At 60.1% G+C, this 24,894-nt stretch carries 18 protein-coding genes and 1 tRNA gene; 11 read left to right on the plus strand and 8 right to left on the minus strand.

All coding sequences use genetic code 11. The features are described 5' to 3' along the window. Positions 1–69: 69 nt before the first annotated feature. Entirely contained in the window at positions 70–1,425 is a 1,356-nt protein-coding gene (locus CJ014_RS16600) for a sodium-dependent transporter (protein ID WP_100081602.1), read from the minus strand. Between the two features lie 330 nt (positions 1,426–1,755). On the opposite strand from CJ014_RS16600, the gene CJ014_RS16605 reads away from it, so the two are divergent. From CJ014_RS16605 to CJ014_RS16630, 7 genes are all read left to right on the plus strand, one after another. Next, positions 1,756–3,141 carry an MFS transporter gene (locus tag CJ014_RS16605; protein WP_425351925.1) on the plus strand — a complete coding sequence of 462 codons (1,386 nt, stop codon included), beginning with the start codon at positions 1,756–1,758 and terminating at the stop codon, positions 3,139–3,141. A gap of 500 nt (positions 3,142–3,641) precedes the next feature. After that, positions 3,642–6,719, plus strand: a complete 3,078-nt coding sequence (locus CJ014_RS16610) for a BPTD_3080 family restriction endonuclease (protein WP_100081603.1) — start codon at positions 3,642–3,644, stop codon at positions 6,717–6,719. 16 nt (positions 6,720–6,735) lie between these two features. Beyond that, on the plus strand, positions 6,736–8,655 hold the full coding sequence (locus tag CJ014_RS16615; RefSeq protein ID WP_207765777.1) for a DUF262 domain-containing protein: 1,920 nt from the start codon (positions 6,736–6,738) through the stop codon (positions 8,653–8,655). A gap of 20 nt (positions 8,656–8,675) precedes the next feature. Then, a complete protein-coding gene (locus CJ014_RS16620) occupies positions 8,676–9,020 on the plus strand; it encodes a hypothetical protein (protein ID WP_100081605.1) in 345 nt (114 codons plus the stop codon). Next, positions 9,020–11,998, plus strand: a complete 2,979-nt coding sequence (locus CJ014_RS16625) for a site-specific DNA-methyltransferase (protein WP_100081606.1) — start codon at positions 9,020–9,022, stop codon at positions 11,996–11,998. Before CJ014_RS16620 ends, CJ014_RS16625 begins: the two co-directional genes overlap by 1 nt. Before the next feature lie 5 nt (positions 11,999–12,003). After that, the gene (locus CJ014_RS27570) at positions 12,004–12,705 is read left to right on the plus strand and encodes a hypothetical protein (protein ID WP_133121871.1); all 702 of its coding nucleotides are present in this window, start codon (positions 12,004–12,006) and stop codon (positions 12,703–12,705) included. Continuing rightward, positions 12,702–14,795 (plus strand): 3'-5' exonuclease, encoded by a 2,094-nt coding sequence (locus tag CJ014_RS16630; RefSeq protein ID WP_100081607.1) that lies wholly within the window; start codon positions 12,702–12,704, stop codon positions 14,793–14,795. The genes CJ014_RS27570 and CJ014_RS16630 overlap by 4 nt, the downstream gene beginning before the upstream one ends. A gap of 291 nt (positions 14,796–15,086) precedes the next feature. Here CJ014_RS16630 and CJ014_RS16635 read toward each other — a convergent pair whose 3' ends face one another. From CJ014_RS16635 to CJ014_RS16655, 4 genes are all read right to left on the minus strand, one after another. Beyond that, positions 15,087–16,055, minus strand: a complete 969-nt coding sequence (locus CJ014_RS16635) for an AAA family ATPase (protein WP_165790870.1) — start codon at positions 16,053–16,055, stop codon at positions 15,087–15,089. Further along, positions 16,055–16,597 carry a ribonuclease H family protein gene (locus CJ014_RS16640; RefSeq protein WP_100081609.1) on the minus strand — a complete coding sequence of 181 codons (543 nt, stop codon included), beginning with the start codon at positions 16,595–16,597 and terminating at the stop codon, positions 16,055–16,057. Before CJ014_RS16640 ends, CJ014_RS16635 begins: the two co-directional genes overlap by 1 nt. Positions 16,598–16,702: 105 nt before the next feature. Further along, on the minus strand, positions 16,703–17,248 hold the full coding sequence (locus tag CJ014_RS16645) for a hypothetical protein (RefSeq protein ID WP_133121872.1): 546 nt from the start codon (positions 17,246–17,248) through the stop codon (positions 16,703–16,705). Positions 17,249–17,962: 714 nt separating this feature from the next. Further along, positions 17,963–18,604, minus strand: a complete 642-nt coding sequence (locus tag CJ014_RS16655; RefSeq protein WP_100081612.1) for a recombinase family protein — start codon at positions 18,602–18,604, stop codon at positions 17,963–17,965. 633 nt (positions 18,605–19,237) lie between these two features. Here CJ014_RS16655 and CJ014_RS16660 point away from each other — a divergent pair. Both CJ014_RS16660 and CJ014_RS16665 read left to right on the plus strand, forming a co-directional pair. Beyond that, a complete protein-coding gene (locus CJ014_RS16660) occupies positions 19,238–19,804 on the plus strand; it encodes a T4SS efffector SepA family protein (protein ID WP_100081625.1) in 567 nt (188 codons plus the stop codon). Positions 19,805–19,958: 154 nt separating this feature from the next. Continuing rightward, a complete protein-coding gene (locus CJ014_RS16665; RefSeq protein ID WP_100081613.1) occupies positions 19,959–20,294 on the plus strand; it encodes a hypothetical protein in 336 nt (111 codons plus the stop codon). A gap of 68 nt (positions 20,295–20,362) precedes the next feature. Here CJ014_RS16665 and CJ014_RS16670 read toward each other — a convergent pair whose 3' ends face one another. Beyond that, on the minus strand, positions 20,363–22,102 hold the full coding sequence (locus tag CJ014_RS16670) for a site-specific integrase (protein WP_100081614.1): 1,740 nt from the start codon (positions 22,100–22,102) through the stop codon (positions 20,363–20,365). Between the two features lie 68 nt (positions 22,103–22,170). Further along, positions 22,171–22,244: transfer RNA gene (locus CJ014_RS16675), tRNA-Gln, on the minus strand. Between the two features lie 450 nt (positions 22,245–22,694). Between CJ014_RS16675 and CJ014_RS16680 the strand changes: the two genes are divergently transcribed. Both CJ014_RS16680 and CJ014_RS16685 read left to right on the plus strand, forming a co-directional pair. Next, entirely contained in the window at positions 22,695–23,054 is a 360-nt protein-coding gene (locus CJ014_RS16680) for a hypothetical protein (RefSeq protein WP_100081615.1), read from the plus strand. A gap of 58 nt (positions 23,055–23,112) precedes the next feature. Continuing rightward, on the plus strand, positions 23,113–24,723 hold the full coding sequence (locus CJ014_RS16685) for a peptide chain release factor 3 (RefSeq protein WP_100081616.1): 1,611 nt from the start codon (positions 23,113–23,115) through the stop codon (positions 24,721–24,723). Positions 24,724–24,795: 72 nt separating this feature from the next. On the opposite strand, the gene CJ014_RS16690 is transcribed toward CJ014_RS16685, so the two are convergent. Next, a partial coding sequence (locus tag CJ014_RS16690) for an IS3 family transposase (protein WP_133121849.1) occupies positions 24,796–24,894 on the minus strand: 99 nt, incomplete at its 5' end.

Here is a 24,894-nt window from a genome sequence, read left to right on the forward strand (position 1 = left end):
GGGAAGCGGATCGACAAGCTTATTGAATGGGCAAAGCGTTCCCGTTCCGCAATCAAGGTACATCAAACGTCAGAACACCTTGAGCCCATTCAAGAGAACGATGGCGATGGCGATCGGCGCCACGAAGCGGACCAGGAAGAACACGCTCCGGATCACGACGCGCTGCACCGGCGAACCAGCTTCGGCCAGCCGCTTCTCCGGCGCCGCCAGGCCATAGACCCAGCCGACGAACAGGCAGATCAGGATGCCGCCGACCGGCAGCAGGATGTTCGAGCTCAGGAAGTCGAACAGGTCGAACGGATTGAGGCCGAAGATCTTGAGATCGGCCGTCACGCTCTGCGACAGCGCCGCCGGCAGGCCAAGCGCGGCGATCATGGCGATGGTGCAGACCGCCGCGGCCTTTCTCGGCAGGCGGAAGCGCTCCGACAGGATGGCCACCGGCACTTCGAGCAGCGACAGGATGGCGCCGACGCTGGCGATCGCCGTCAGCACGAAGAATAGCGTCATGAACACGACGCCGCCCGGCATCGAGGTGAATACCGCCGGAATGGTCATGAACACCAGCGACGGGCCGGCGGCCGGCTCGAAGCCGAAGGCGAACACCGCCGGAAAGATGGCGATGCCGGCTAGCAGCGACACCGACAGATCGGCGAACACCACGCGCGTCGCCGTGGCGGCGATATTCTGGTCCTCACGGAAATAGCTGCCGTAGGTCAGCATGGTGCCCATGCCGAGCGACAGCTTGAAGAAGGCGAGACCGAGCGCCGTCAGCATCACCGCCGGAGTGATCTTGGCAAAATCGGGATCGAACAGGAAAGCCAGCCCCTGCCCCGCCCCCGACAGCGTCAGGCTGCGGACGCACAGCACCAACAGCAGGATGAAGAGCAGCGGCATCAGGCGGCGCGTCACCGCCTCGATCCCCTTGGAAACGCCGAAGGCGATGATGAAGCCGGTAATGCCGAGCACCACCCACTGCCAGACGAGCGACGACCACGGATTGGCGACGAGTTGGCCGAACACCACCTCGGCCGCCTTGGGATCGGTGGTGGCGATCTCGCCGGTCAACGACTTGAAGATATAGGCGTAAACCCAGCCGGCCACCTCGGAATAGAAGGCCATGATAAGCAGCGCGGCGGCGAACCCCATCCAGCCGATCGCCTTCCACCACCACTGGTTTCTCGGGGCGAGCTTGTCGAAGGTGGTGATGGCGTCCGCCCGCGCCGTCCGGCCGAGCATGATTTCGGAAATCATCACCGGCAGACCGACGATGATGGTGGCGGCGAGATAGACCAGAAGAAAACCGGCACCGCCATTGGTGCCGGTCAGCGATGGAAACTTCCAGATATTGCCGAGCCCCACGGCCGACCCGAGAGTGGCCATCAATGCGCCGAACGTGCTGGTAAACCCGTCGCGACCTTGAGACATTTACGCTTCGCCCCCTGCCAACTTATTCGTTTGAACAAACCTATCGTTCAGGGGCGAAACGCATTCAAGATAGGGCCGTACACTACCTTCGGGCATCCTGTGCAAAGGGCGGACTAGCGGATTTGCCCGTTTCGCATTGGCCAACACGGCCGGCCCTCCGGCGCCGCATGGCCGGAAACAAATAGACGCCCCGCCGCGCTCTCCCGATCGTGATGCCGACCGGCTGCTTTGTACTTGTCGTCCGGCTTTTCCTTGATTAGTCAGCGCACAGCACGAGCCTGCAGGCTGCCTGTGCTTCCGGCGCTTCTCCCATTGCCGTCAAGGTGAACCGTGTCCTCCGACCAAACAGCCAAATCGCCGCGTCCGGAAAGTTTGTCGGGCGCACGATTCTACTGGGCATGGACGACGATCATCGTCGGCATCGGGTTATCCGTTCTCGACGGCACCATCGCCAACGTCGCCCTGCCGACCATCGCCGAAGTGTTCAAGGCCGAGCCGGCGTTTTCCGTCTGGATCGTCAACGGCTATCAGCTCGCCATCGTCATGACCATGCTGCCCCTGGCGGCGCTCGGCGAGATCCACGGCTTCCGACACATCTATCTCGGCGGCGTCACCCTGTTCACGCTGGCATCGCTGGTCTGCTGCCTGTCGACTTCGCTGACGGTCCTGACCGCCGCGCGCGTCGTCCAGGGTATCGGCGCCGCCGGCATGATGAGCGTCAACGCGGCGCTGCTGCGCTACATCGTTCCGGAGAAGCGGTTGGGCTCGGCCATCGGGCTCAACGCCGTCGTCGTCGCGGGCGCCGCCACCGTCGGCCCGACGCTGGCGGGCCTGATCCTCTCCCAACTGAGCTGGCCCTGGCTGTTCGCCATCAATCTGCCGCTTGGCCTGTTCGCCGCCATCGCCGGCTGGTGCAGCCTGCCGGACAGTGACCGGGTCAGGCGGCCTTTCGATCTGTTCAGCGCCCTTCTCACGGCTCTGATGTTCGGCAGCGTCGTCATAACCATCGACAGCATCGGCCATCAGGCCGCCATGCCGGTGATCGCCGGCCAGTTCGCCGTCTGCATGGTCGCCACCACGCTGCTGGTCCGGCGCGAACTGAAAGCAAGCCACCCGATGCTGCCGCTGGACCTTCTCGCCCGGCCGGTATTTTCGATGTCGGTGGCCACGTCGGTCGCCTCCTTTGCCGCCCAGATGCTGGCGATGACGGCCCTGCCCTTCGAATTGCAGTCCAATTTCGGCTTTCCGCCGCTCGAAGTCGGTCTGCTCCTCATGCCGTGGCCGTTGGCGGTCGCCGCGGCGGCCGTGGTCTCGGGCCGGCTGTCGGACCGGTTCTCGCCGGCCGTGCTCGGTGGCGTCGGCCTCCTGTGTCTCGCCGCCGGATTGCTTCTGATGGCGCTGCTGCCGGTACGCCCCGAGACGACGGATATCGTCTGGCGCATGATGCTCTGCGGCATCGGTTTCGGCCTGTTCCAATCGCCGAACAACCGGACGCTGATCATGTCCGCGCCGAGGCCGCGCAGCGGCGCCGCCTCGGGCATGCTCGGCGTGTCGCGCCTGACCGGACAGTCGATAGGAACGGCTCTGGTCGCCCTGCTGCTCGCCCGCCTCGGCATGGCCGGCGCCAACACGTCCCTGTTCCTCGGCGCCGCCTTCGCGCTCGTCGCCTCCCTCCTGAGCTTGGCGCGATTTCGCAGCTTCCGGGTTGCTGGCTAGCGACCGAAAGGATTCTCAGCCAAGCCGGCTTACGAGCAATTACAAGCGGATATCGTCTCTGGAGAGAGATTGGCTGGGGGACCTGGATACGCCCCGCCCCTCCCTACAACCCGCTGATTCCAAGCATTTTTTGCCCGCTGAAGAAGCGTGTGGGAGCATTGTGGGAGCGAGAAGCACGACAGTCAATAGGAGAGTTCAGGGGCCTTCGGCCGCGCTCACTCGGTGGGTCTTGCGCTGCCTTGTCTGCATCCAACAGTCGCCCGCAAGTCTGCTTGACCCCGCGCCATGCATAGGTGTCGGTTAGGGCATTAAGATTTCCGAGCCCATAGGCTTGGCGAAAGGCGGCAAGGCGTGCGTCTTGGGATTCCCTTATGGACCGACAAATGAATCCGACCTATTTTGCTCGCTAAAGTCGAGGGCGACACGCCAGCGCTGCATCTCTGTTTGCCGCTTGAGTATGGTGCGTCGGGGGATGCACGCCACCGACAATAGGGGGTATTGTGTCCGAGTCTTTCTTCGAACGTCCGATCCTGAACTCCCCCTATGGCTACCCTGGGCGACATTGGGAGTTGGATGAAGACGGGCAACCGACAAACGTTATCGTCCAGGCTCGGCGCCGTTCGTCGCTTGTCACGCCGGTTCCTAAGCCAAAGAAGCGCCGTCAAAACTCCAAGCAGAGCAGCTTTCTGCTCGCCGATGCGGACGACGTGTCCACCGACGATCAAGAGTACAACCCCACCCCAATTATCAACGATGTTCGGGCCGAGGTTGATAGTTGGCGCCAGCTTCCGAATCCTGACCAATGGCTAGTCACGCCTGAGACTGCTCGGCTTCTAAAGCACTGGCGACACCACAATTTCCAAGGCATCAAGCCGTTCTTCTGCCAGATCGAGGCCGTAGAGACAGCCATTTGGCTTGCCGAGGTCGCCCCGAAGCTTGGCAAGAGAACCGAGCGTTTCCGGGCATGGCTCGAAGGCGCAAACGCCGCCTCAAATCCGGGCCTGATGCGTATCGCTCTTAAGCTCGCGACCGGCGCTGGCAAAACGACCGTCATGGCGATGCTCATCGCTTGGCAAACAATCAATGCGGTGCGCCATCCCAACTCGAAGCTGTTCTCGCGTGGCTTCCTGATCGTCGCGCCAGGCATCACGATCCGCGATCGGCTGCGCGTTCTCCTGCCGAACGATCCCGAGAGCTATTATCGCACTCGCGAGATGGTGCCGCCGGATATGCTGGCGGATATCGATCGGGCGAAAATCGTCATCACCAACTACCACGCGTTCAAGCTGCGTGAGCGGATCGACATCGCCAAGGGCACGCGAAGCGCATTGGAAGGCTGGCGCGGCGAGACGCTGCAAACGCTCGAAAGCGAAGGGCAAATGCTCCAGCGCGTCATGGGCGATCTGCTCGGCCTGAAGAACATCACCGTTCTCAACGACGAGGCGCATCACTGTTACCGCGCCAAGGTCAAAGACGCCGAGGGGGAAACTGAGGAGGATCTCTCTGGCGAAGAGAAGGACGAGGCAAAGGAGAACAACGAGGCGGCTCGGCTGTGGATTTCAGGCCTTGAAGCAGTTGGCCGTCAGCTTGGAATCAGCCACGTCTACGACCTCTCCGCGACACCGTTCTTCCTGCGCGGCTCCGGCTACCGCGAGGGCACCTTGTTTGGCTGGACGATGAGTGACTTCTCACTCATGGACGCTATCGAATGCGGGATTGTGAAGCTGCCTCGCGTTCCGGTCGCCGACAACGTTCCCGGCGGGGACACCCCGAAATTCCGCAATCTCTGGGACGAGTTGAAAAAGGGGCCTCGCCAGCTACCCAAGAAGGGACGAGGCGCCTCCGGCAAAACGCTGGATCCGCTCGATCTTCCGACGCTTCTGGTCTCTGCTATCGATGCACTCTACGGGCATTATCAGAAGACATTCGACGCTTGGCTCGAAGCGGGCATCTCCGTCCCGCCTGTCTTCATTGTGGTCTGCAACAACACCGCGACATCAGAGCTAGTCTACAAATACCTGTCCGGCTTCACGCGCACTGATGCGGACGGCAAAGAGCAGTTCTTCAACGGCCATCAGCCGCTGTTTCAGAACTACGATGAGTATGGCAACCGGCTTTCTCGACCCAACACCATTCTCGTCGACAGCGCGCAGCTTGAGAGCGGCGAAGCACTCGATAAGGATTTTAGAGCCGCAGCCGTCGACGAGATCGAGCAACTAAAGCGCGACATCCTTGAGCGCGGCGGAGCGGCAGCGGAGGAACTTAGGAACGGCGGCGACCTTGATGAGGCCGCTCTGCTGCGGGAAGTGCTCAATACGGTCGGCAAACGCGGCAAGCTTGGCGAGCAGGTGCGCTGCGTTGTGTCGGTCTCGATGCTGACCGAGGGATGGGACGCAAACACCGTCACTCACGTTCTAGGCGTTCGTGCTTTCGGCACTCAGTTGCTTTGCGAACAGGTCGTCGGGCGCGGACTCAGGCGTCAGTCCTATGATCTTAACGAGGAGGGGAAGTTTAACGTCGAGTACGCCGACGTCCTCGGCATTCCTTTCGACTTTACCGGCAAACCGGTCGTCGTGGGGCCGGTCAGGCCACGCGAGACCGTCCGCGTTCATGCTCTTCGTCCTGAGCGGGACGCGTTGGAGATCGTTTTTCCACGTGTCGAGGGCTATCGCGTTGAATTGCCGGAGGAACGGCTGGAGGCGAAGTTCGGCCCCGATCATATCCTTAACCTGACACCGGAACTGGTGGGCCCGTCCGTCACCAAGAATCAAGGCATTGTCGGCGAAGGCGTCGACCTGACGATCGCCTATCTCAACCAGGTCCGCCAATCCCAAATCATCTACGAACTCACACGCCACCTGCTCTACAACAAGTTCCGTGACCCCGGCGAAGAGCCCAAGTTACATCTTTTCGGCCAATTGAAGCGGATCACGCGGGCATGGCTCGATGGTGGCTTCCTGAAATGCTCGGGCAACACCTACCCCGCGCAGGTAATTTACAACGAGATCGCCGACATGGCGGCCGAACGCATCAAGGCGGCGATTACCGAGACGCTGTCGGGCGACCGTCCGGTCAAAGCAATTCTCGACTCCTACAATCCCACCGGCTCAACCCGTTTCGTCAACTTCACAACATCGAAGGAAACGCGTTGGGATACAAAGGGACCTCCGGCAAAATGTCACATCAATTGGGTGATTTGCGATAGCGACTGGGAAGCTGAGTTCTGCCGCGTCGCAGAAGCACATCCAAAGGTGCGAGCCTACGTCAAGAACCACAATCTTGGGCTGGAAGTGCCATATCTGATGGGATCGACGGCACGGCGTTACGTGCCCGACTTCATCGTTCAGATCGACGATGGCCACGACGACCCGCTCAACCTGATTGTCGAAATCAAGGGCTATCGCGGCGAGGACGCCAAAGAGAAGGCCAACACCATGAGGGCCTATTGGGTGCCGGGCGTGAGCAACCTGGGCAAGTTCGGACGCTGGACTTTCGCAGAGTTCACAGCCGTGTTCGAGATCGAGAAGGCGTTTGGCAAGCTGATTGACGGCTTCGCTAGTGCTGCTGAGTTGGCGTGAGGAACAGATGTCGCGCATGAATTTCAAGACCAATCCGGTCCACCTTCACGAACTGCTACGCGACTGCGGCGCGGGCAAGATTCAGCTGCCAGACTTCCAGCGGAGTTGGGTCTGGGACGAGGAACGGATCAAGAGCCTTATCGCTTCGGTCTCCCAGGCTTTCCCGGTCGGCGCTCTGATGACGCTGGAGATGAAGCCGGGAGTGGCCGACACCTTCGCTCGCCGCCCCGTGCAAGGCGCGAAGCCGGGGGCAGAGGCGGTGCAGCCTGACCAGTTGCTGCTCGACGGGCAGCAGCGCATGACCTCGCTCTACCAGACCTGTGTCCGCAACGAGGTCGTGACCACCATCACGCCTCGCCAGAAGCTGGTAAAGCGCTGGTTCTACATCGATATCCTGAAGGCGCTGGCGCCGGACGCCGATCGGGAGGACGCAATCGTCGGCATTCCCGAGGACAAGCGGGTCAAGGAGAACTTCGACAAGGACGTCGTCCAGGATCTGACGACGCCAGAGAGGGAATACGCAGCGCTCATGTTTCCTCTCGTCCACGTCTTCGACTGGGACGCCTGGCAAGACGGCTACGACACGTTCTGGCTCAGCGTGTCCGACGGAGACATGAACGCCTATAAGGAACACAAGGCGACCTTCACACGCTTCAAGAACGAGGTGCTGGAGAACTTCAAGAGCTACCAGGTGCCGGTGATTGCGCTCGGCGCCGACACGTCGCACGAGGCTGTGTGCCTCGTGTTCGAGAAGGTCAACACGGGCGGCAAGCCGCTGGACGCCTTCGAGCTGGTGACGGCGATGTATGCCGCGCGGGGGCATCGGCTGCGCGACGATTGGTTCGGTGCCGACGGCCAGACCGGCCTTCAAACGCGCCTTGCCACGTTCGGCCGCGCCGCCGACCAGAAGTTTGGCGTCCTCGAAAAGACCCAGCCGACGGAGGTGCTGCAAGCCATCGCGCTTCTCCATACCAAGACCCTGCGGGAGCAAGCCGTTGTCAACGGGGTGAAGGAAAGCGATCTGCCCGCCGTCCGGTCAGGGCGTCAGTCGCTGCTCGACCTTCCTTTGGATGGATACAAACGCTGGCGTGATGCGGTCGAAGCTGGATTCAAGACGGCGGCAAAGTTTCTGCGGCAGCAGGGCATCTACCGGGTCTTCGACCTACCCTATCAGAGCCAAATCGTGCCGCTCGCCGCCATCTTTGCAGCGATTGGCGACCGCGCCGAACATGCCGCCGTGCAGGAGAAGATTGCCCGCTGGTTCTGGTGTGGCATTTTCGGCGAACTCTACGGCTCCGCGACGGATTCCCGCTTTGCTAAGGACGTTGTCGAAGTGCCCTTGTGGATCGACGGCGGCCCCGAACCGACGACGGTGAAGGATGGTCGCTTCCGGCCCGACCGCCTACGTTCCATGTACAGCCGCCTGTCCGCCGCCTACAAAGGCGTCAACGCACTCCTCCTGCGAGAAGGCGCGAAGGACTTCCGCACCGGTCAGCCCTACGATGCGGCGCTGTTTTTTGACGAAGGCGTCGACATTCATCACATCTTTCCGGACAAGTGGTGCTCGGACGCCAAGATCCCGGCGTCCATCTACGATAGCATCATCAACAAGACGCCGATCGCCTATCGCACCAATCGCAAGATTGGTGGCGCCGCGCCGTCCGCCTATCTCGACCGTCTTGAGCGCGGCATCGGCGATGATCCGCCGCTCGCTCGCGGCAAGCTCGACCAGCATCTGGCAAGTCACTGCATCGACGCGACGTTGCTGCGCTCCGACAGCTTCGATGCATTCCTCGCCGATCGCGAGAAGCGGCTGCTAACGTTGATCGCAGCCGCCACTCAACACGAGATCCTCGTCGCGCCGCCCGAGGAGCCGCAGATCGACCTTCCCGAAGACATTGCCCGCGATGCTGGCCTAGCTGCCGCAGCCGAATAACAAGATCACGGAAAGACGCTATGGCCCACATAGAACACGCCGCCCGCGTTATCGGCCTCGCTCCGGTGACAGCCGGGGCGCTGAAAAACAACTACGTTAGGTTTACCAAGTTCTTCGACGCCTTCCCGAAAGATCTGATCGGTACTGGGGACGAGGAAGCGCCGAGAAAGGCCTTGCTTGACTGGGGTGGGGGAAGCCCCATCAAGACTGACATAGACGGACAGAAGAAGTTTTTCCGAGATCGTTCTTGGCAGCGTTCATTCTTCGAGCGAAGCGGCGCCCGACCTGGCGATCAAGTCGTTGTCGAGGAGCTCGCACCATACAGCTATCGTGTGACGCTACGGCGTGCCGGGGGAGCTATTTGATGGCCAAGAAGCCGCTAGACGTGGACGCGCTTAAGCACGGCGACACGCGCAAGAACATTCCGACCGCCGAGTTTGAAAGCGTCATGGACCCCAGGGACAAGACGCCGATCGAAATCGCCTACGAGCGGCGCAATCGCGATCTTGATCCGCAGCTCGTGTGGCGCGGCAAGGACATGACCGACTGGTCCGATCTCATTGTCCAGGCGCCACCGCTCTACATCCAGGAGAAGGTGCATCCCAAAGTCATCATCGACGACCTTCGGCGCGAGACGGCGGAGCGACGGCGCGAGGCGGCGCCGCCGGTGGCTGATCTTTTCGGTGATTTCAACGGTCTGCCCGACCTTGAGGCGAAGACCGAGTTCTACCAGCACGACCAGCATTGGTCGAACCGCATGATCGCGGGCGACAGCCTCTCCGTCATGGCCAGCCTCGCCGAGCGCGAAGGCTTACGCGGCAAGGTGCAGTGCATCTATTTCGATCCGCCCTATGGCATCAAGTTCAACAGCAATTTCCAGTGGAGCACAACGTCGCGAGACGTGAAGGACGGGGCGAAGGACCATTTCTCGCGCGAGCCGGAACAGGTGCGCGCCTTCCGCGACACCTGGAAGGACGGCATCCACTCCTATCTCGGCTATCTCCGCGACCGGCTCACCGTGGCGCGGGAGTTGCTGAGCGAAAGCGGCAGCATCTTCGTCCAGATCGGCGACGAGAACGTGCACCGCGTTAGGGCGGTGATGGACGAGGTGTTCGGTGACGAGAATTTCGTGATCACGATTCCATTCGTGAAAAAGGGCAACCAGAAAGGTAACTCAATAGAGTCGATTAACGACTACATTCTCTGGTTCGCGAAAAATCGCAGCAAGCTCAAGAGCCGTATACTGTTTAAACAAAGCAGCGAGACGGAACAGCTTGAGAGAGATTTCAAGAGAGTAGTGTTCGAATGTGAGGACCTTGACCTTGCGAGTTTCTCAAGGCGAGTCGGCGAGACAGAGCCTCTAAGTGCTGCGGAAATTTCTAGCCGGTTCCCTGATGCTCGCCTGTATACATCAAGTGACCTTACGGTGGGTGGCACTCGGACTAACCAAAGTCTCGGGTATAATTTCCAGGGTTCTATCCGCGATCCAGGGATAGACAAGAACCGATGCTGGATGCACACAGCGCGTCCACTTGGGAATGAAAAATACTGCGGCCTGGATCGTATGCGTTTTGCAGGTCGCATACTATTAACTGGTGCTGGTGGAATGCGTCGCAGGGTATTCCTCGACGACTCAGGAGTTACGCGCTGGTCGAATTGGTGGGACGACACGGGAATTGCGGGATTTGCGTCGGACAAAATTTACGTTGTGCAGACAAACACCAAAGTCATTGAACGCTGCATTCTTATGTCCACAGATCCGGGCGATCTTGTTATTGACCCAACATGTGGTTCAGGCGCCACAGCATTTGTAGCTGAACAGTGGGGGCGGCGTTGGATCACTATAGACACATCGCGTGTCGCAATTGCTCTGGCACGCTCTCGCCTGATGGGCGCGCGGTACCCATTCTATCTGCTTGCGGACAGCCAAGATGGGCAACGCAAGGAAGCGGAAGTGAAACAGACGGCTCCGCGAACGGCTGCCACGCACAACGATATCCGTCTAGGATTCGTATATCGGCGCGCCCCACAGATCACATCCAGCTTAGTCGCCAATAACACAGAAATCGACACGATCTGGGACAAGTGGTTGCCCAAGGTCGAGGCTGCGCTGACTGCCCTCAATAACGCACTAAAGGACCATGCCACGCCGTTCATGGTCACGACCGGCGGGCGCGAGGGTAAAGTCGTCGATTTCCGCAAGCCAGGCACGATAAAACTGCCCTCCGGCGAGGACGCTCCTACCAACGCGCTCCTCGACTGGGAGGTGCCGCGCGAGGCGCCGCAGGATTGGCCCGAGGAGGCGAAGGCCTCACTCTACCGCTTCTGGGAAGCGCGCGTCACCAGGCAGAAGGAGATAGACGCTTCCATCGCTGCCAAGGCCGAGTTCGAGTACCTCTACGATAAACCCTATGTCGACAACTCCAAGGTTCGCGTCGCCGGGCCGTTCACTGTTGAGAGCCTCAGCCCTCACCGGACGCTGGCCGTCGACTGGGACGACGAGTTGATCGACATCCTGGAGGCGTCGGAAGGCAAGCGGACGAAGCCGGAGGGCATCGGCCGCGACGACGCGGTGACCGAATTCGCCCATATGATCCTCGAAAACCTGCGCACGGCGGGGGTGCAGCAAGCCCACAAGGAAGACCGCATTTCCTTCACCAGCCTGACCGGTTGGCCGGGCGAGTTCATCTGTGCCGAGGGACGGTTCATGGAGGGCGAACGCGAGCGCCGCGCGGGTGTCTTCATCGGCCCGGAATTCGGCACGGTGTCGCGCCCCGATCTCGTCGCCGCCGCCCGCGAGGCCGGAGATGCTGGTTTTGATATCCTAATCGCGTGCGCCTTTAACTATGACGCCCACTCCGCTGAGTTCGACAAGCTCGGCCGTGTGCCTGTGTTGAAGGCGCGCATGAACCCCGACCTGCATATGGCGAAGGATCTCAAAGCGACCGGCGCGGGCAACCTCTTCGTCGTGTTCGGTGAACCGGACGTGGAGATCTCTGAAGTCGGCGGTGGCAAAATCACCGTGAAGGTATCAGGCGTCGACGTGTTCAAGCCGCAGACCGGCGAGGTAGTGTCGGAGGGCACCGACGGCATCGCCTTGTGGATGCTCGACACCGACTACAACGAGGAGAGCTTCTTCGTCCGTCACGCCTACTTCCTCGGGGCCAACGATCCCTACAAGGCACTGAAGACGATGCTCAAGGCGGAGATCGACCAGGAGGCCTGGGATAGCCTCTACTCAGACATTTCGCGCCCATTCCCAAAGCCAAAGTCTGGCCGCATCGCGGTAAAGGTCATTAACCATCTCGGCGACGAGGTGATGAAAGTGTTTGCGGTGGGGTGACGAATATGCCGGGACACAACCACTATACTTGGTGCATGTGTGGGTGGTGTTACAAAGCCCGCACCGGTGGTTATGCGGCTGAGCGTGTTTTTAGTGATTTCGATAAATCGTATGCCAAAAGAATTTTGAAAGAGTACAGTGCCGACAAAAGGTATTCGGCATGTTTTGTAAACCCAAACGCGTCATGTCCAGTATGCCTTTCAAAAGTGTTTTATTATCAGAACAGCTTCGGAAGTCGCGTATTTTTTGACGAACTCGGATGGCCATGGCCGAAGCACGCTTGCACCAGCAATGCGAGTCCCCAAAGCAGCCCGTATCAGGGCGTCGCATCATTTCCGCTCGCAAGAAAACGCGGACTGGTCAAAGAGATACTTGAGGCAGCGATAGCGGCAGACTTCGATCCGACAGCATTGTTCCGGGAGAGATATGGGCATACGCCACCGGACCTTGCGATGGTAATTGAAGTTAGGAGAATTGGGTTTGAGAATTATATAAAAGCGAGATATATATCTCCCCCAATCGACGAACCAATATATTTATTGTTCACGTCCGAGAAAATAGCTCCTGCCGAAGGTGACTATTTCAGCTTCAGCGAAGGGGCCATCTCCATCATCTGCGTCGATACGCTGCAACCCCAGAGATTAGGGGCAACATTGATTTCCGAAAGTGCATTTGCCGAGAACTCCAAGAAGGATCGTCTTACATGAGCTTCCTCATCTCGGACACCTTCACCTCTTCGCTTGGGCGACTCACCGCGCAAGAGCAGAAGGCAGTCAAGACCACCGCTTTCGATCTCCAGATGGATCCATCGTCGCCGGGGCTTTCAATGCACCGGATCGACAATGCTAAAGATCCAAACTTCTGGTCAGTGCGTGTCAGTGGAGACATCCGCCTTATCCTGCACAAGACCGGCGACAGTGTCCTTCTGGCCTATGTCGACCATCACGACGACGCCTATCGTTGGGCCGAACGGCGGCGACTGGAACTACATCCAACTACCGGCGCCATGCAGTTGGTGGAGATCCGCGAGCGCGTCGAACTGGTGGATGCGTCGAAAAGAGAGACTCCTGCAAGAGCGGCATCGCCGAAGACACCCGAACGACTGTTCGACAATTTGCGCAAGTTCGAGCTGATGGCCTTCGGGGTTCCTGGCGAATGGGTCGATGTGGTGCGCGAGGCGACAGAGGACACACTATTTGACGTCATCGCCCACCTGCCGCAGGAGGCGCAGGAGACGCTGTTGAAGCTTGCAGTCGGCGAGAAGCCGGAACCGGCGGCGGCTGCTCCGGCATCGCAGGAGCCTGTTGCTGACGGGTACGCCCACCCGGACGCACAGCGCCGTTTCCGACTGATCAACAGCCAGGAAGACCTCGCGCTGGCGCTGGAATACCCTTGGGAGAAATGGACCGTCTTCTTGCACCCAGCCCAGCGAACGCTGGTCGAACGCGCCTTCAAGGGACCGGCACGAGTCTCCGGCTCGGCGGGAACTGGCAAGACCATTGTCGCGCTACATCGCGCCGTCCATCTTGCGCGGGCGCACCCGCAAGCAACTGTACTGCTCACCACTTTCTCGAAGGCTTTGGCAAACGCACTCAAGACGCGGCTGGACATCCTGACGTCATTCGAACCCGACCTCACGAAGCGGATTGCCGTGCAGTCCTTGAGCGGATTTGCCTACGACCTGCATACACGGCTATTTGAGCAGCCCAACATCGCGCCGATATCTGTCATCCGATCCTTGCTCACCAAGGCTGCTGCAAATGCGGATCTGACCTACCCGGCAGCCTTCTTAGTCAACGAGTGGAACGAGGTAGTCGATGCCTGGCAGATCCAGAGTCTCGAGGCCTATCTTGCGGTTCCACGTCTCGGACGAAAGACGCGGCTCGGCGCCAAGCAGCGAGAAACGCTCTGGTCTGTGCTCGATGAATGCCGGAAAGGCCTGGCTGAACGCAAGCTGATGACATGGGCAGGTGTCTTCGATCGCCTATCCAACCATATTTCCGCAGCTGCAAAGCCCATTGTGGACTATGCGGTCGTGGACGAAGCTCAGGACCTTGGCCCGGCGGAAGCACGTTTCCTTGGTGCGCTTTGCGGCAAGCAGCCGGACGGGCTGTTCTTCGCGGGAGACTTGGGGCAGCGTATCTTCCAACAGCCATTTTCTTGGAAGGCTGCGGGGCTGGATGTACGCGGCCGCTCCTATACGTTGCGGCTCAACTACCGCACATCGCACCAGATCCGGGCAGCCGCAGACCGGCTTCTGCCGACGACCGTTTCCGATGTCGACGGCTTGGTCGAAGAGCGCAAGAGTACGGTATCGGTGTTCGAGGGGCCCGAGCCGTCAATTGCCACGTTTGGAACCGAGGCGGAGGAGGTGGGCGCCGTTGCTGCATGGATCAAGGAGTTGCTCAACGACAGTTACTTGCCGCATGAGATCGCCGTCATCGTACGGGCAGAGCAGCAGTTGCGCCGGGCCCGTGACGCGGCGAAAGCAGCGGGTGTAGGCATCGTTGAGTTATCCGACAAGGTCGGTTTCCAGCCAGACAGTCTGGCAATCGGCATCATGCACTTCGCCAAAGGACTGGAGTTCCGCGCCGTTGCGGTGATGGCCTGTGACGATGAGGTGCTTCCTCTTCAGGAACGCATCGAGACGGTTACTGACGAGGCGGATCTGGAAGAGGTCTACACGACCGAGCGGCATCTGCTGTACGTCGCGGCTACACGGGCGCGAGAGCGGCTGCTTTTGTCTGGAGTTGACCCAGCGTCCGAGTTCCTCACCGACCTACAGGACCGGCGATAACCACTCATGACGCTGAGTTGCTGGACCCCAGAACGGCTTGTTGCGCTGTTGCGTGCACCAAGGAGGAGACTGTGCAACAACGTGCTGCTGTATGCCTCCGGACTAAAGTCCTCCGGCTGTCAGGGCTGGCTTAAGGCTTGGCTCTGGGCTGGGCGTAGGGACTGGCTTGAGGTCGGGTATCAGGTTTGGCTGAAAGCAAACAGATGAGGATGGGTGGATGCGGGGATTATCCCGCACCCGATCCTTCAATGTGAGACCATGTTCTCCGATGTCTCGGAAAGCTGACCTCGTCTAGTTGGGTCTGGTCTCGGATAAGCACCGATCCCATTCGGCCTTGTCGATTTTCCCGGCAGCAATCGCCGCGCTCTTCCTTCGGCTCACGGTCGATCGATCGACGTTGAGAGCCTTGGCCAAAGCCGAGTCGGATCGGTAATGACCGGATCGAACCATAGCCACGAGTTGGTCTATCTGATCGGAGCCGGACCCCGGTGTTGTCCACCGGCCGTCTTCGAGCTTGGTCGTGAACCTCTTTGTGTCGTCTCCTCGGAGAGACCGGACCTTCTCAAAACTGACCTCGAATGCGGCGCCACCATTTTCACATAGTCCCTGTGGTCTGGTCAGATGGATGACGATGTTGAGCGGCACCGTCATCTTCGAGGTTCCCCGATAGCCACCTTTCTTGTTGGCGTGGTGGATAAGGATCGAGGTCCGCCCTTCCGCCTTGAGAGCGACCAGAAGCGAGAGAACGGGGTCGAAGGATGATGCCGCGTTCTCATCCCCGACAGTCGCCAATGTCGAGAGATTGTCGAAGAACACCAAAGCCGCGTCTTGGTCGGCGGCGAGCTGCAACACCGTCTCCCGCCCTTCTGGGCTCGCTATATCGATGAAGTCGCCGCCGGTCTGTCCAAGCCGCGCAACGAACTGGATATTGCGCAGAGCCGCCTCGCGGTCGATACCGGGGATTGTCGGCATCAACACTTCCAGCCGCTCCCGAAGGTCGATGAGGTCCATCTCGCCGTCCACGATGAGCACGCGGCGCGGCCTCGGAGCCTCCCAGAGACCGAACAGCGTCCCGCCTCCAGCCACAGCAAGCGCCATGGCAAGAGCGAGCATCGACTTCCCCAGACCGGCCTCGGCGTAAATCATGCCGGTTTGCCGATCGGCTAGCCAGGATCCAAGCATCGGCTCGCGCTTGGGGATGTCCAGGCGGAGCAGATCGGCCGCTGAATGAACCTGTATGGCTGAGGCTTGAGCACCCATCAGGCGACCGCCGCTTTGGTCGTCTTCCAGGTGGCCGCGTTGGCCAGACCATCGGCCCGCTCGTTCCAGCGGTGCCCGATATGACCCTTGATCCAGCGCCATTCGAGCGTCGGGAACCGGTTCGCTAACTCGTCCAGACGCTCCCAAAGCTCTCGGTTCTTGACCGGCTTTCGGGCAGCATTGCGCCAGCCAGTCGCCTTCCACGTGCGCAGCCATTGGTTCATGCCGTTCACGAGGTACTGGCTGTCCGAGAAGATGGAGATGGTGAGGTCGGTGCGTTCCGAGAGTAACTCTAGCGCGCGTATCGCGGGCGTTAGTTCCGCAATGTTGTTCGTCGTGAATCCGATATGCTCCGACCACGTGGCGATCTCGGTGCCTTCATGGACGATGACGAAGGCGGAACCGGCCGGGCCGGGATTGGATGGTTCGGCGGCGCCGTCCGTGAAGACGCTGACGGCAGCCCCTTCGGGGAGAAGGTGAAGAGCATCATTGAGTGAGTCTGCCGTGATGTCGATGGCGGGGTAGTGGTTGGTGTTGGGCATTGTGCTGGTCCGTTCGTTTCGATGAGGAAAAGGCACGACGACGTGCTCCGGCTCCGATCCTGGCCGGTCCCAAGTCAGTCTGGTCTTTTGGGATGTTTGAAGAGATTAGGCTGTCGCGAGACGGCACGCCTCGTAGATTTCTGTGCTGGTCAGTCTGGACTTTTCCAGCAGCTGGTCCGCAACAACTGTCACGCAGGTCATGAAGGCAGGGGTTTCGTTCATGAACCTGATTAAGGACGTAGTCTCTTGGCCGATCAGTACATGGATAAATTCCAATGCGTCCTCATACTTATTGCAGAAGAGGGTCATTTTCCGCTTCAGCTGCCCTGACAAACCTTCCGGCCGCCAGCCCTCTATCGTGTAGGCATCCACGAGAGAGGTCAGGTCGGCGCCCGCTTCGGCCGGAAGCCACTCCTGCAATGCGACAGGTGGACGTGGTGCAAGAGCGGACACGTAGGCTTGCCATGCCTGGTCGATATCGGAACCGCCGCCTGGCGCATCATTCAGATAGAATGGGCGCCGGCTCTTGAGAGCGTCCATCACCGGGCCGGCAAGGCAAATGCGAACCGTGTCAAGCCAATCTCCAGGCTTGTAGTGGTAACAAAGCCCTATCGCTCCGTCTTCGGTCGGCTCGTCGAGAATCTCGACCATCGAGACCGGAACGTTCCGCCATATGCACATGACCGCATGTGCGGCCTCGTGATAGGAGATGGCGCGCCTATCGTGGTGTCCTCGGTTGCTCGTCGCTTTCGTATCTTCAGACATGTGCTGATCTTTCAGAAGATTGAGTGGGAATCGGGAGTGGTCGCCTGTGCCTCTATAGGCGGGCGTAAGGCCGCATCTCGGGGACGGTGCCGACTCCTTGCCGCCACTCGCAAAGCCGCCCACGACCCTTCACAGCGAACAGGAACGCACGCGCGCACGCTCACCCCAGCCGGACCAGCACGAACGGTCAGGATGGTGGCGGCGCACGGCGTCGTCTGTTGCGATGGAAGGGAATGGGCGCCCTCAGAGCGGGCAAGTCAGTCGGCACCGCGCCGGAAAGGCGGGGATGTTTCAGCTATGACGAGAAATTTCGTCTAAACCTAAGAGGGTGGGTAACGGAAACGCCTGATTTCAAATGGAAATCTAAAAATTGCGTGTACCGCCCGTACGCCCATCTTCCGGTGCGCGACTTACCGGCACCTCTTCCGGTGCTCGGGCGAAAGAGTGAACCAATCGCCTTCCTTGCACGATGCGGCGCGCTTTCTCCGAGCATGGGCGTCGGTCAGGTGGCCGCCGTTGAATATGACGTGGCAGACCAGCCAAGGCAGGACGAACAGCACGCACAGCGCCGTGGTCGTGAATACGTGCATGGTTCGCCCCTCAGTACCATTTCGCCAACAGGGCATCCGTCCCGGCTGGGTCTTCCTTGATCCGGTAGACAGTACCGCGCGAAAGGCCGGAAGCCTTGGCGATCTCGACAATCGAAGCCGTGCCAGTCGAAAGCATGTCCCGCACCGCGACCACCTGAGCGGGCGTGAAGCTGGGCTTGCGGCCTCGATAGGCGTCCTCACGGCTGTTTGCTTTGGCGTGGTCGATCCCGGCCCGCTGGGCTTCCTTCGTTGCTTCGGCTTGCGCTTGGGCGGTGGCGGCAAGGAAGCCAATCAGTGCGTCCCTGACTGCCATTTGCATGGGGTCCTTGGTCGCGCCATCGAAGGTCACGCCACCGTTGATCAGCGTCTTGACGATGACACCGCGCCGGATGAACTCCCGAATGCTGTCGGTCACGTCCTGATAGTTGCGGCCAAGCCGATCGATCCAGCGGACCAGCAGCGTGTCACCTTCCCGAAGGATGTCGAACAGCCGTCTTCCCTCCGGTCGGTCCTTGAGCCGTGTATTGACGCCCGAGACGCCGTGGTCGGAGAGGACTTCATCGAGCACGTACCCCGCCGCTTCGGCTTGGGCGCGCTGGTGAGCGAGAGTCTGTTCGGCAGTCGAAACGCGGGCGTAAAGCACTGTGCGCATGGTGGCCACTCACTGTCCATTTGGGTTCTGGCCATATGAAACATGTCCGTATGGAGCACGTCAATCCATGTGGACGTCTTTTGCGCCGTCTACGCAATGACCACTAGGGTATGCCCATGTGGACAGAACGGCAGAGCATGGGTTTCTTTGATTGAGACCTTGGTGAGTAGGTAAATCACCGACCTCCACACTGCGCACCGCATCCTTGTGGGATGTTTGGCACAGCAGCTCCGCGAGCGCGCTGCTCAATGCCTCGTGCATCTGTCGTTTGAACCTATGTGAGTGGGTAACCGATGTCGCTTATATGGCGCCCTGCCCTCGCCGCTCTACGGCACGACAGCAAGCCGGCGTTGCGCGGCCTTCAGCGTCGGGGAACAGCACGCCACGGAACGCACCGCACCCGCCCGGCATAGGCGCGCGCAGGGGCCGGCACGGGGGATTCGGGCGGGCGTCGATCTGTCATGGGGCTTCAGGAAAACGAGACCCATTTTTACCGCGTGTCGATGCGCGATACGGCGTCTTCCGCCAGCCCGGATTACCGCCCCCAAGGATCATATAGACGGCCGGATATGTTACATATCCGATTGAGACGTCTGAGACACTATGTTACATATCACATACTGGGAGGTAGGTCTGATGCCTGTGCTAAGAGTTAGTGATGCGACGTTCGCCGATCTTGTGACGCTCAAAACCTGGTATGGCACCAAGACTCCAGGGGAAACCATTGACCACATCGTGCGAGAGGCGATGGAACAGCTAGGGATTGAGCGGGATGCTGTGTCAAACGAAGTGACGCTTCAGCCCGAACATGAAGCTATCAAGTTCGATAGTGCGCCAGGCCTTACCTTTACCAAGCCGATCGCCGCATCGGTTAACGGCAAGTCGCTTAGCCGAGCTACATGGTCGTCCCTCTTACTGGAAACGATAGCGCAGGTGAAGTCAGCAGGAGTGGAAGGTGAAAAGCTAGTCAGAGAACTATCGATCCCGGCCAAAGTTTCGCAGTACGAAGAGGAAGGATATCGGTATCACCCGAGCCTTGGCATCTCGGTGCAGGGCCAATCAGCGGCTGATGCCTGGAAGCAAGTGGAGCTCCTCGCCAAAAAATGGCGTATCCCTGTTAGTGTTCAGTTCATATGGCGACAGAACCCGAAGGCACAATATCCAGGCAAAACAGGCTCTCTTCGCGTCGATGCTGGTTAGCGTCGACACAATATCTTTACCGTTTTACGACGACAGAGAAGTATTACTCTCGGAACGCGAAAAAATGAGTGTAGCCGCTTATATATAGCATCGAGTCAAGGGAACAATTGTAAGCCGGCGGTCACTCTTCAATGCTAACAGAGGAAAGCAGAAAATGCCCAAGACGTATCCCGACCTTCCATGGCTCGATGCTTCGATTAACTTCCTTCTTAAGCAGCCAAGAGGGACGGCTCATGTTGATAAGATCGCCGACGCACTCAATCGCTGGAATATCAGCGACCCCAAAAACACGATCGTACGAACGCTGAACACATATTGCTCCGATGCAAAAGACTACAAACGCACTCGCCCCGATCTTTTTCAACGAGTAGAACCGAACACCTTCCGGCTGAGATCTTTCCCGGAAAGACCTGACACAAGATTCGCCATCAATGAGGCCATGCGAGTGGAAGCCGAGCAGTTCCTCAGGGAGCTGGGGTTGGATATTTAGTGATCCTGTTCTTTACGTCGCCGAACATGCGCGGATTTTATCAGACACCCCTCGAAATTGCCTGATCATTAACTTTGCGTCGGCACTTTCAAAGCTCGAATAATTTCTTCGAGCTCCGTCCACTCGATCTTGCAGATGGCATCGTATAGCTTAGCGAGCGGCAGTCCCTTCAGATAGATCTTCTCGCTCACGCCCTGCCCTTCATGGCCCGTCAAGGCATCGACCACCACTTTGTCCACACCAGCGCCGAATAGCTTGGTCGTCACGCTGTGGCGCAGGGAATGATAATCAAGGCCGTCCTCATATATGCCGACCGATTGTCGGTACCGGGAGAACCATTTGGAGAAGTAGTAGCCCAGTTTGTTGTCCGGTCCGCCGGGCTTCAGCTGAGGAAAGACGTTGTCTCCGGGCGCTTTCGCAACCCGCTCCACATAATCCAGGAAGCCCAACTCACGAAGGCGCGGGTGAAGGGGGACGCGACGCCTGGATTGGGCATTCTTGACCTGCTTTGCCTCCTCGTCGTTGATGTCGAGGAACCAGATTCCGCCCTCCTCGCGGATGTCAGACCGCAGAAGCTGCGCAAACTCTTCCAAACGGTTGCCGTGGTAAAGCCCGAGCAACGGCAGCCAGAACTTTTCGTCGCGAACTATAGTCTTCCCAGGGGTTGATCTCCTGCCTTCCGAGGCGCACCCAGTCCACACTGGCGAGGAGAAAAGAGCCTTGAGCTTTTCGCCTTCCCACATTTGGCGCCCTTCATTTGCCCGCGCCTTACCGGCAGGGAAATCGAAGCCGTGCGCCGGGTTCTCACCAGTGATTTCGCCGCGCTTTCTCAGGTGATCGAACAGGCGGCCAAGGGCTGCGAAATGCCGCTTGATCGTCTTCATCGCCAACCGTTCAATCTCCAGCCCTTTCGTTTTCTGGACGACCTCTGCAAGCGGAAGAGCCGACCATTCCGGCTTCTTGGAATAGAGGGAGGGAAGCCCCCTCAACACGTCAAAGAAGGCCGCGCAATTCTTACGAGAGTAGCTGGCGATCGGCTTGTCACCACAGACCGACATGAACATCCGGTAAGTGGCAGTGTTCTGTTTCTCGGTCTGCCTCGTCCACTCACCGGTTGAGACCATGAGGTCAACGAAGTTGGGTAGGACCTCGGAAAGCTTGGGTGAGTTGGATGCCGATTGCTCTGCAGACGATACCGCTTGCATTGGCTCCAGAGGCGCCGGGACGGGCGTTGCGACGGCGGGTGGAACTAGCTCGTCGAAATCGAAAGGGCCGTTCTCCAGCCAACTGCGCTGCTTCTTGAGCGCTTCAATGTAGACACGGAACCACGCCAAGCCGAAGCGCTGGAAGTCTTCCTCCGGAACTCCGTGTTCGGCCATGACCTCGCGGATAGCCGACTCAGGTCCGCGTAGATCCCGTCGGGCGAGGTCAGCAGAAAATTGTTTGATGGCCCAATCCGTGCCCTCAAGGTCTGCCCGAGTCGCATCGCGCTCGCTTCCCTCAAACTTGCCCATAAAGACCGGCTTGCCGTAGGGCGCCTCGATGATTTTCTCGCGCCAATTGCGAAGAAGCTTTTCGAGCTCCTTTCGGAGAATTTCCGAGAGCCTGGACTGATCGAGCATCGCCTCGCCTACCGCCTGATTCCATCGATTCGTGAGAGCATCCGAGAGAAACTCGGCCTCGCGGTAATGGCGGGTCCGAAGAGACAGCGCAACCTCGCCTCGCCACGGATGCGGGAGCCTTCGGCGGAAATAGTAGACGCCCCGTTTGCGGGTGATGTGGGAGCATTGTGGGAGCGCAAGCGCCATTTCTGCCAATCCATCCAGATTTGGCGAGCGAAAAACGCTTTTATAATCAATGCGTTAGTGGAGAAGTTTGGCTGGGGGACCTGGATTCGAACCAAGACGAACGGAGTCAGAGTCCGTCATTCTACCGTTAAATTATCCCCCAGCGGGACCCCGACGGTTCGGAGGCGGCGGCGAAGCGGCGCTTCGTCGGCTGCGGCGTTCTGGTACCCGATCGGAATCGCCATGTCAAGGCGCCGGCAAAGCGTCGGGAGCATCCCGCAGCCGGCAGGCGGCTCGGCGCCAGCGGAGCGATTTTCCCGGCAGCGTCCAGGCGGATGGCCGGGAATTGCCTTTATTGCCCATGTCAGTTCTGACGGGGAGTTTCAGGGTATATTAAGAAAGCCGCGTCCAAAAGTCGCGCTGCGACCTGACGCATCCGGCCTTTCCGTGCCAATATGGCGGTTACGCGATCGCGCCAAGATGTCGGCCGCCGCAAGGCATGCCGCCCCCAGAACAACCATAGCGACGCGCCCGGTCGCCCGATGATGGACTACGCTGCACCCTGATGCCGTGGACGAACTTTGCCCATGATCTCCCGCCGGAAGAGGCGGGAATGCCCGATGACAGCGGTGCCCTGCTGCGTCTGATGCAGCTCGTGCTGGCCGGCGTCGACGCATCGGGAAGCGAGGGCTGCCATCTCACCCGCGATTCGGCGATCGTCAGCGTCGCCCGGGCGCTGGTCGGCGAGGCGACCGACTGGACGGCGGCGAGCCGCACCGCCACCATGGCGCTGCGCGACCTCGTCTGGCGCGTCGACACGGCGCGCGGCCTGCTCATCGACAAGGTCGGCGACCGCGGCCGCCAGGAGGTCGAGGCCCTGCTCGACACGACCGACATCCATGCTTTCCTGAAAACGGCTCTGGTGGCGCCCCGCGCGGCGGAAGATGGCGAAGAAATCGCCGGCGACGGTTGACAAACGACCCGCCGCGTTGTGGTTTGGCGGCCTTTCCGGGACCGCCGCGAGATCATAAATGAGCAGCCTTGAATCCTCCTCCGCCGAAGCGCGGCTTCACCGCGAGATCGAGCGGCGGCGTACCTTCGCCATCATCTCGCATCCCGACGCCGGCAAGACGACGCTGACGGAAAAGCTGCTGCTGTTCGGCGGCGCCATCCAGCTCGCCGGCCAGGTGCGCGCCCGCGGCGAGAACCGCCGCACCCGCTCCGACTGGATGAAGATCGAGCGCGACCGCGGCATCTCCGTCGTCACCTCGGTGATGACCTTCGAATATGGCGGCAACGTCTTCAACCTGCTCGACACGCCGGGCCACGAGGACTTTTCCGAGGACACCTACCGCACGCTGACCGCCGTCGACAGCGCCATCATGGTGATCGACGCCGCCAAGGGCATCGAGGACCGCACGCGCAAGCTGTTCGAAGTCTGCCGCATGCGCGACATCCCGATCGTCACCTTCGTCAACAAGCTCGACCGCGAGGCGCGCGACCCGTTCGAGACGCTGGACGAGATCGAGAAGACGCTGGCCCTCGACACGGCACCGATCACCTGGCCGGTCGGCTCGGGCAAGGACTTCATCGGCACCTACGACCTCAAGCGCCGCCAGACCCGCCTGATGAACGAAAAGGGCGACGACCACCGCGACGAGATCGGCGACGACAAGCTGGACGAGCTGCTCGACCAGCGCTACCTGACCGACCTCCGGGAAGGCATCGATCTCGCCGCCGAGGGCACCAACGCCTTCGACCTGCAGTCCTTCCGCGAGGGGCACCTGACGCCGGTGTTCTGGGGCTCGGCGCTGCGCAACTTCGGCATCAAGGATATCCTCGACGGCCTCGCCGCCTACGCCCCGCCGCCGCGCGACCAGGCGGCCAGCACGCGGGTGGTCAAGGCGGAGGAGCCGAAGATGAGCGCCTTCGTCTTCAAGATCCAGGCCAACATGGATCCCAACCACCGCGACCGCATCGCCTTCGTCCGCCTGTGCTCGGGCAAGCTCAATCGCGGCATGAAGGTCAAGCACGTCCGGACCCAGAAGACCATCGGCCTCACCGCGCCGCAGTTCTTCTTCGCCCAGGAACGGCAGATCGCCGACGAGGCCTGGGCCGGCGACGTGGTCGGCATCCCCAACCACGGCACGCTCCGGATCGGCGACACCCTGACCGAGGGCGAGAACCTCACCTTCGTCGGCGTGCCGAGCTTCGCGCCGGAAATCCTGCGCCGCGTCCGCCTCGAGGACGCCATGAAGGCCAAGAAGCTGAAGCAGGCCCTGCAGGAGCTCGCCGAGGAAGGCGTCGTGCAGGTGTTCCGGCCGATCGACGGTTCGCCGGCGCTGGTCGGCTTCGTCGGCGCCCTGCAGCTCGACGTGCTGCAAGGCCGGCTCGACCAGGAATACGGCCTCGAGGTCGGCTTCGAGATCAGCCAGTACAACATGGCCCGCTGGCTGGCCGGCGAGCGCCAGGACGTCATCGACTTCCAGAACGGCAACCGCTCGGCCATGGCCGAGGACGTCGACGGCGACCCGGTGCTGCTCGCCACCTCCGGCTATGCCTTCAACTACATCAAGGAGAAGTGGCCGAAGATCCGCTTCACCGACATCAAGGAAACGCAGGCGCGAGCTTTGGAAGCGTAAGGCCTAGGGCGGTAAGAGAACGCAAAAGGCCGGGCACCTTGAACTGAACTGACCCCATTAAGTTGGACGGTTTCATAGGCTGGGTCGATTTAAGGGCTGGGTCCTGTATTGTACGGGGCTCAGCCCTTTGAGTTTCATCCTGATGCGGTCATTGTTGTAGTAGCGGATATA

Origin of the sequence: Pleomorphomonas carboxyditropha, from assembly GCF_002770725.1 — a bacterium.
In the GTDB taxonomy this organism is placed as follows: Bacteria; Pseudomonadota; Alphaproteobacteria; order Rhizobiales; family Pleomorphomonadaceae; genus Pleomorphomonas; species Pleomorphomonas carboxyditropha.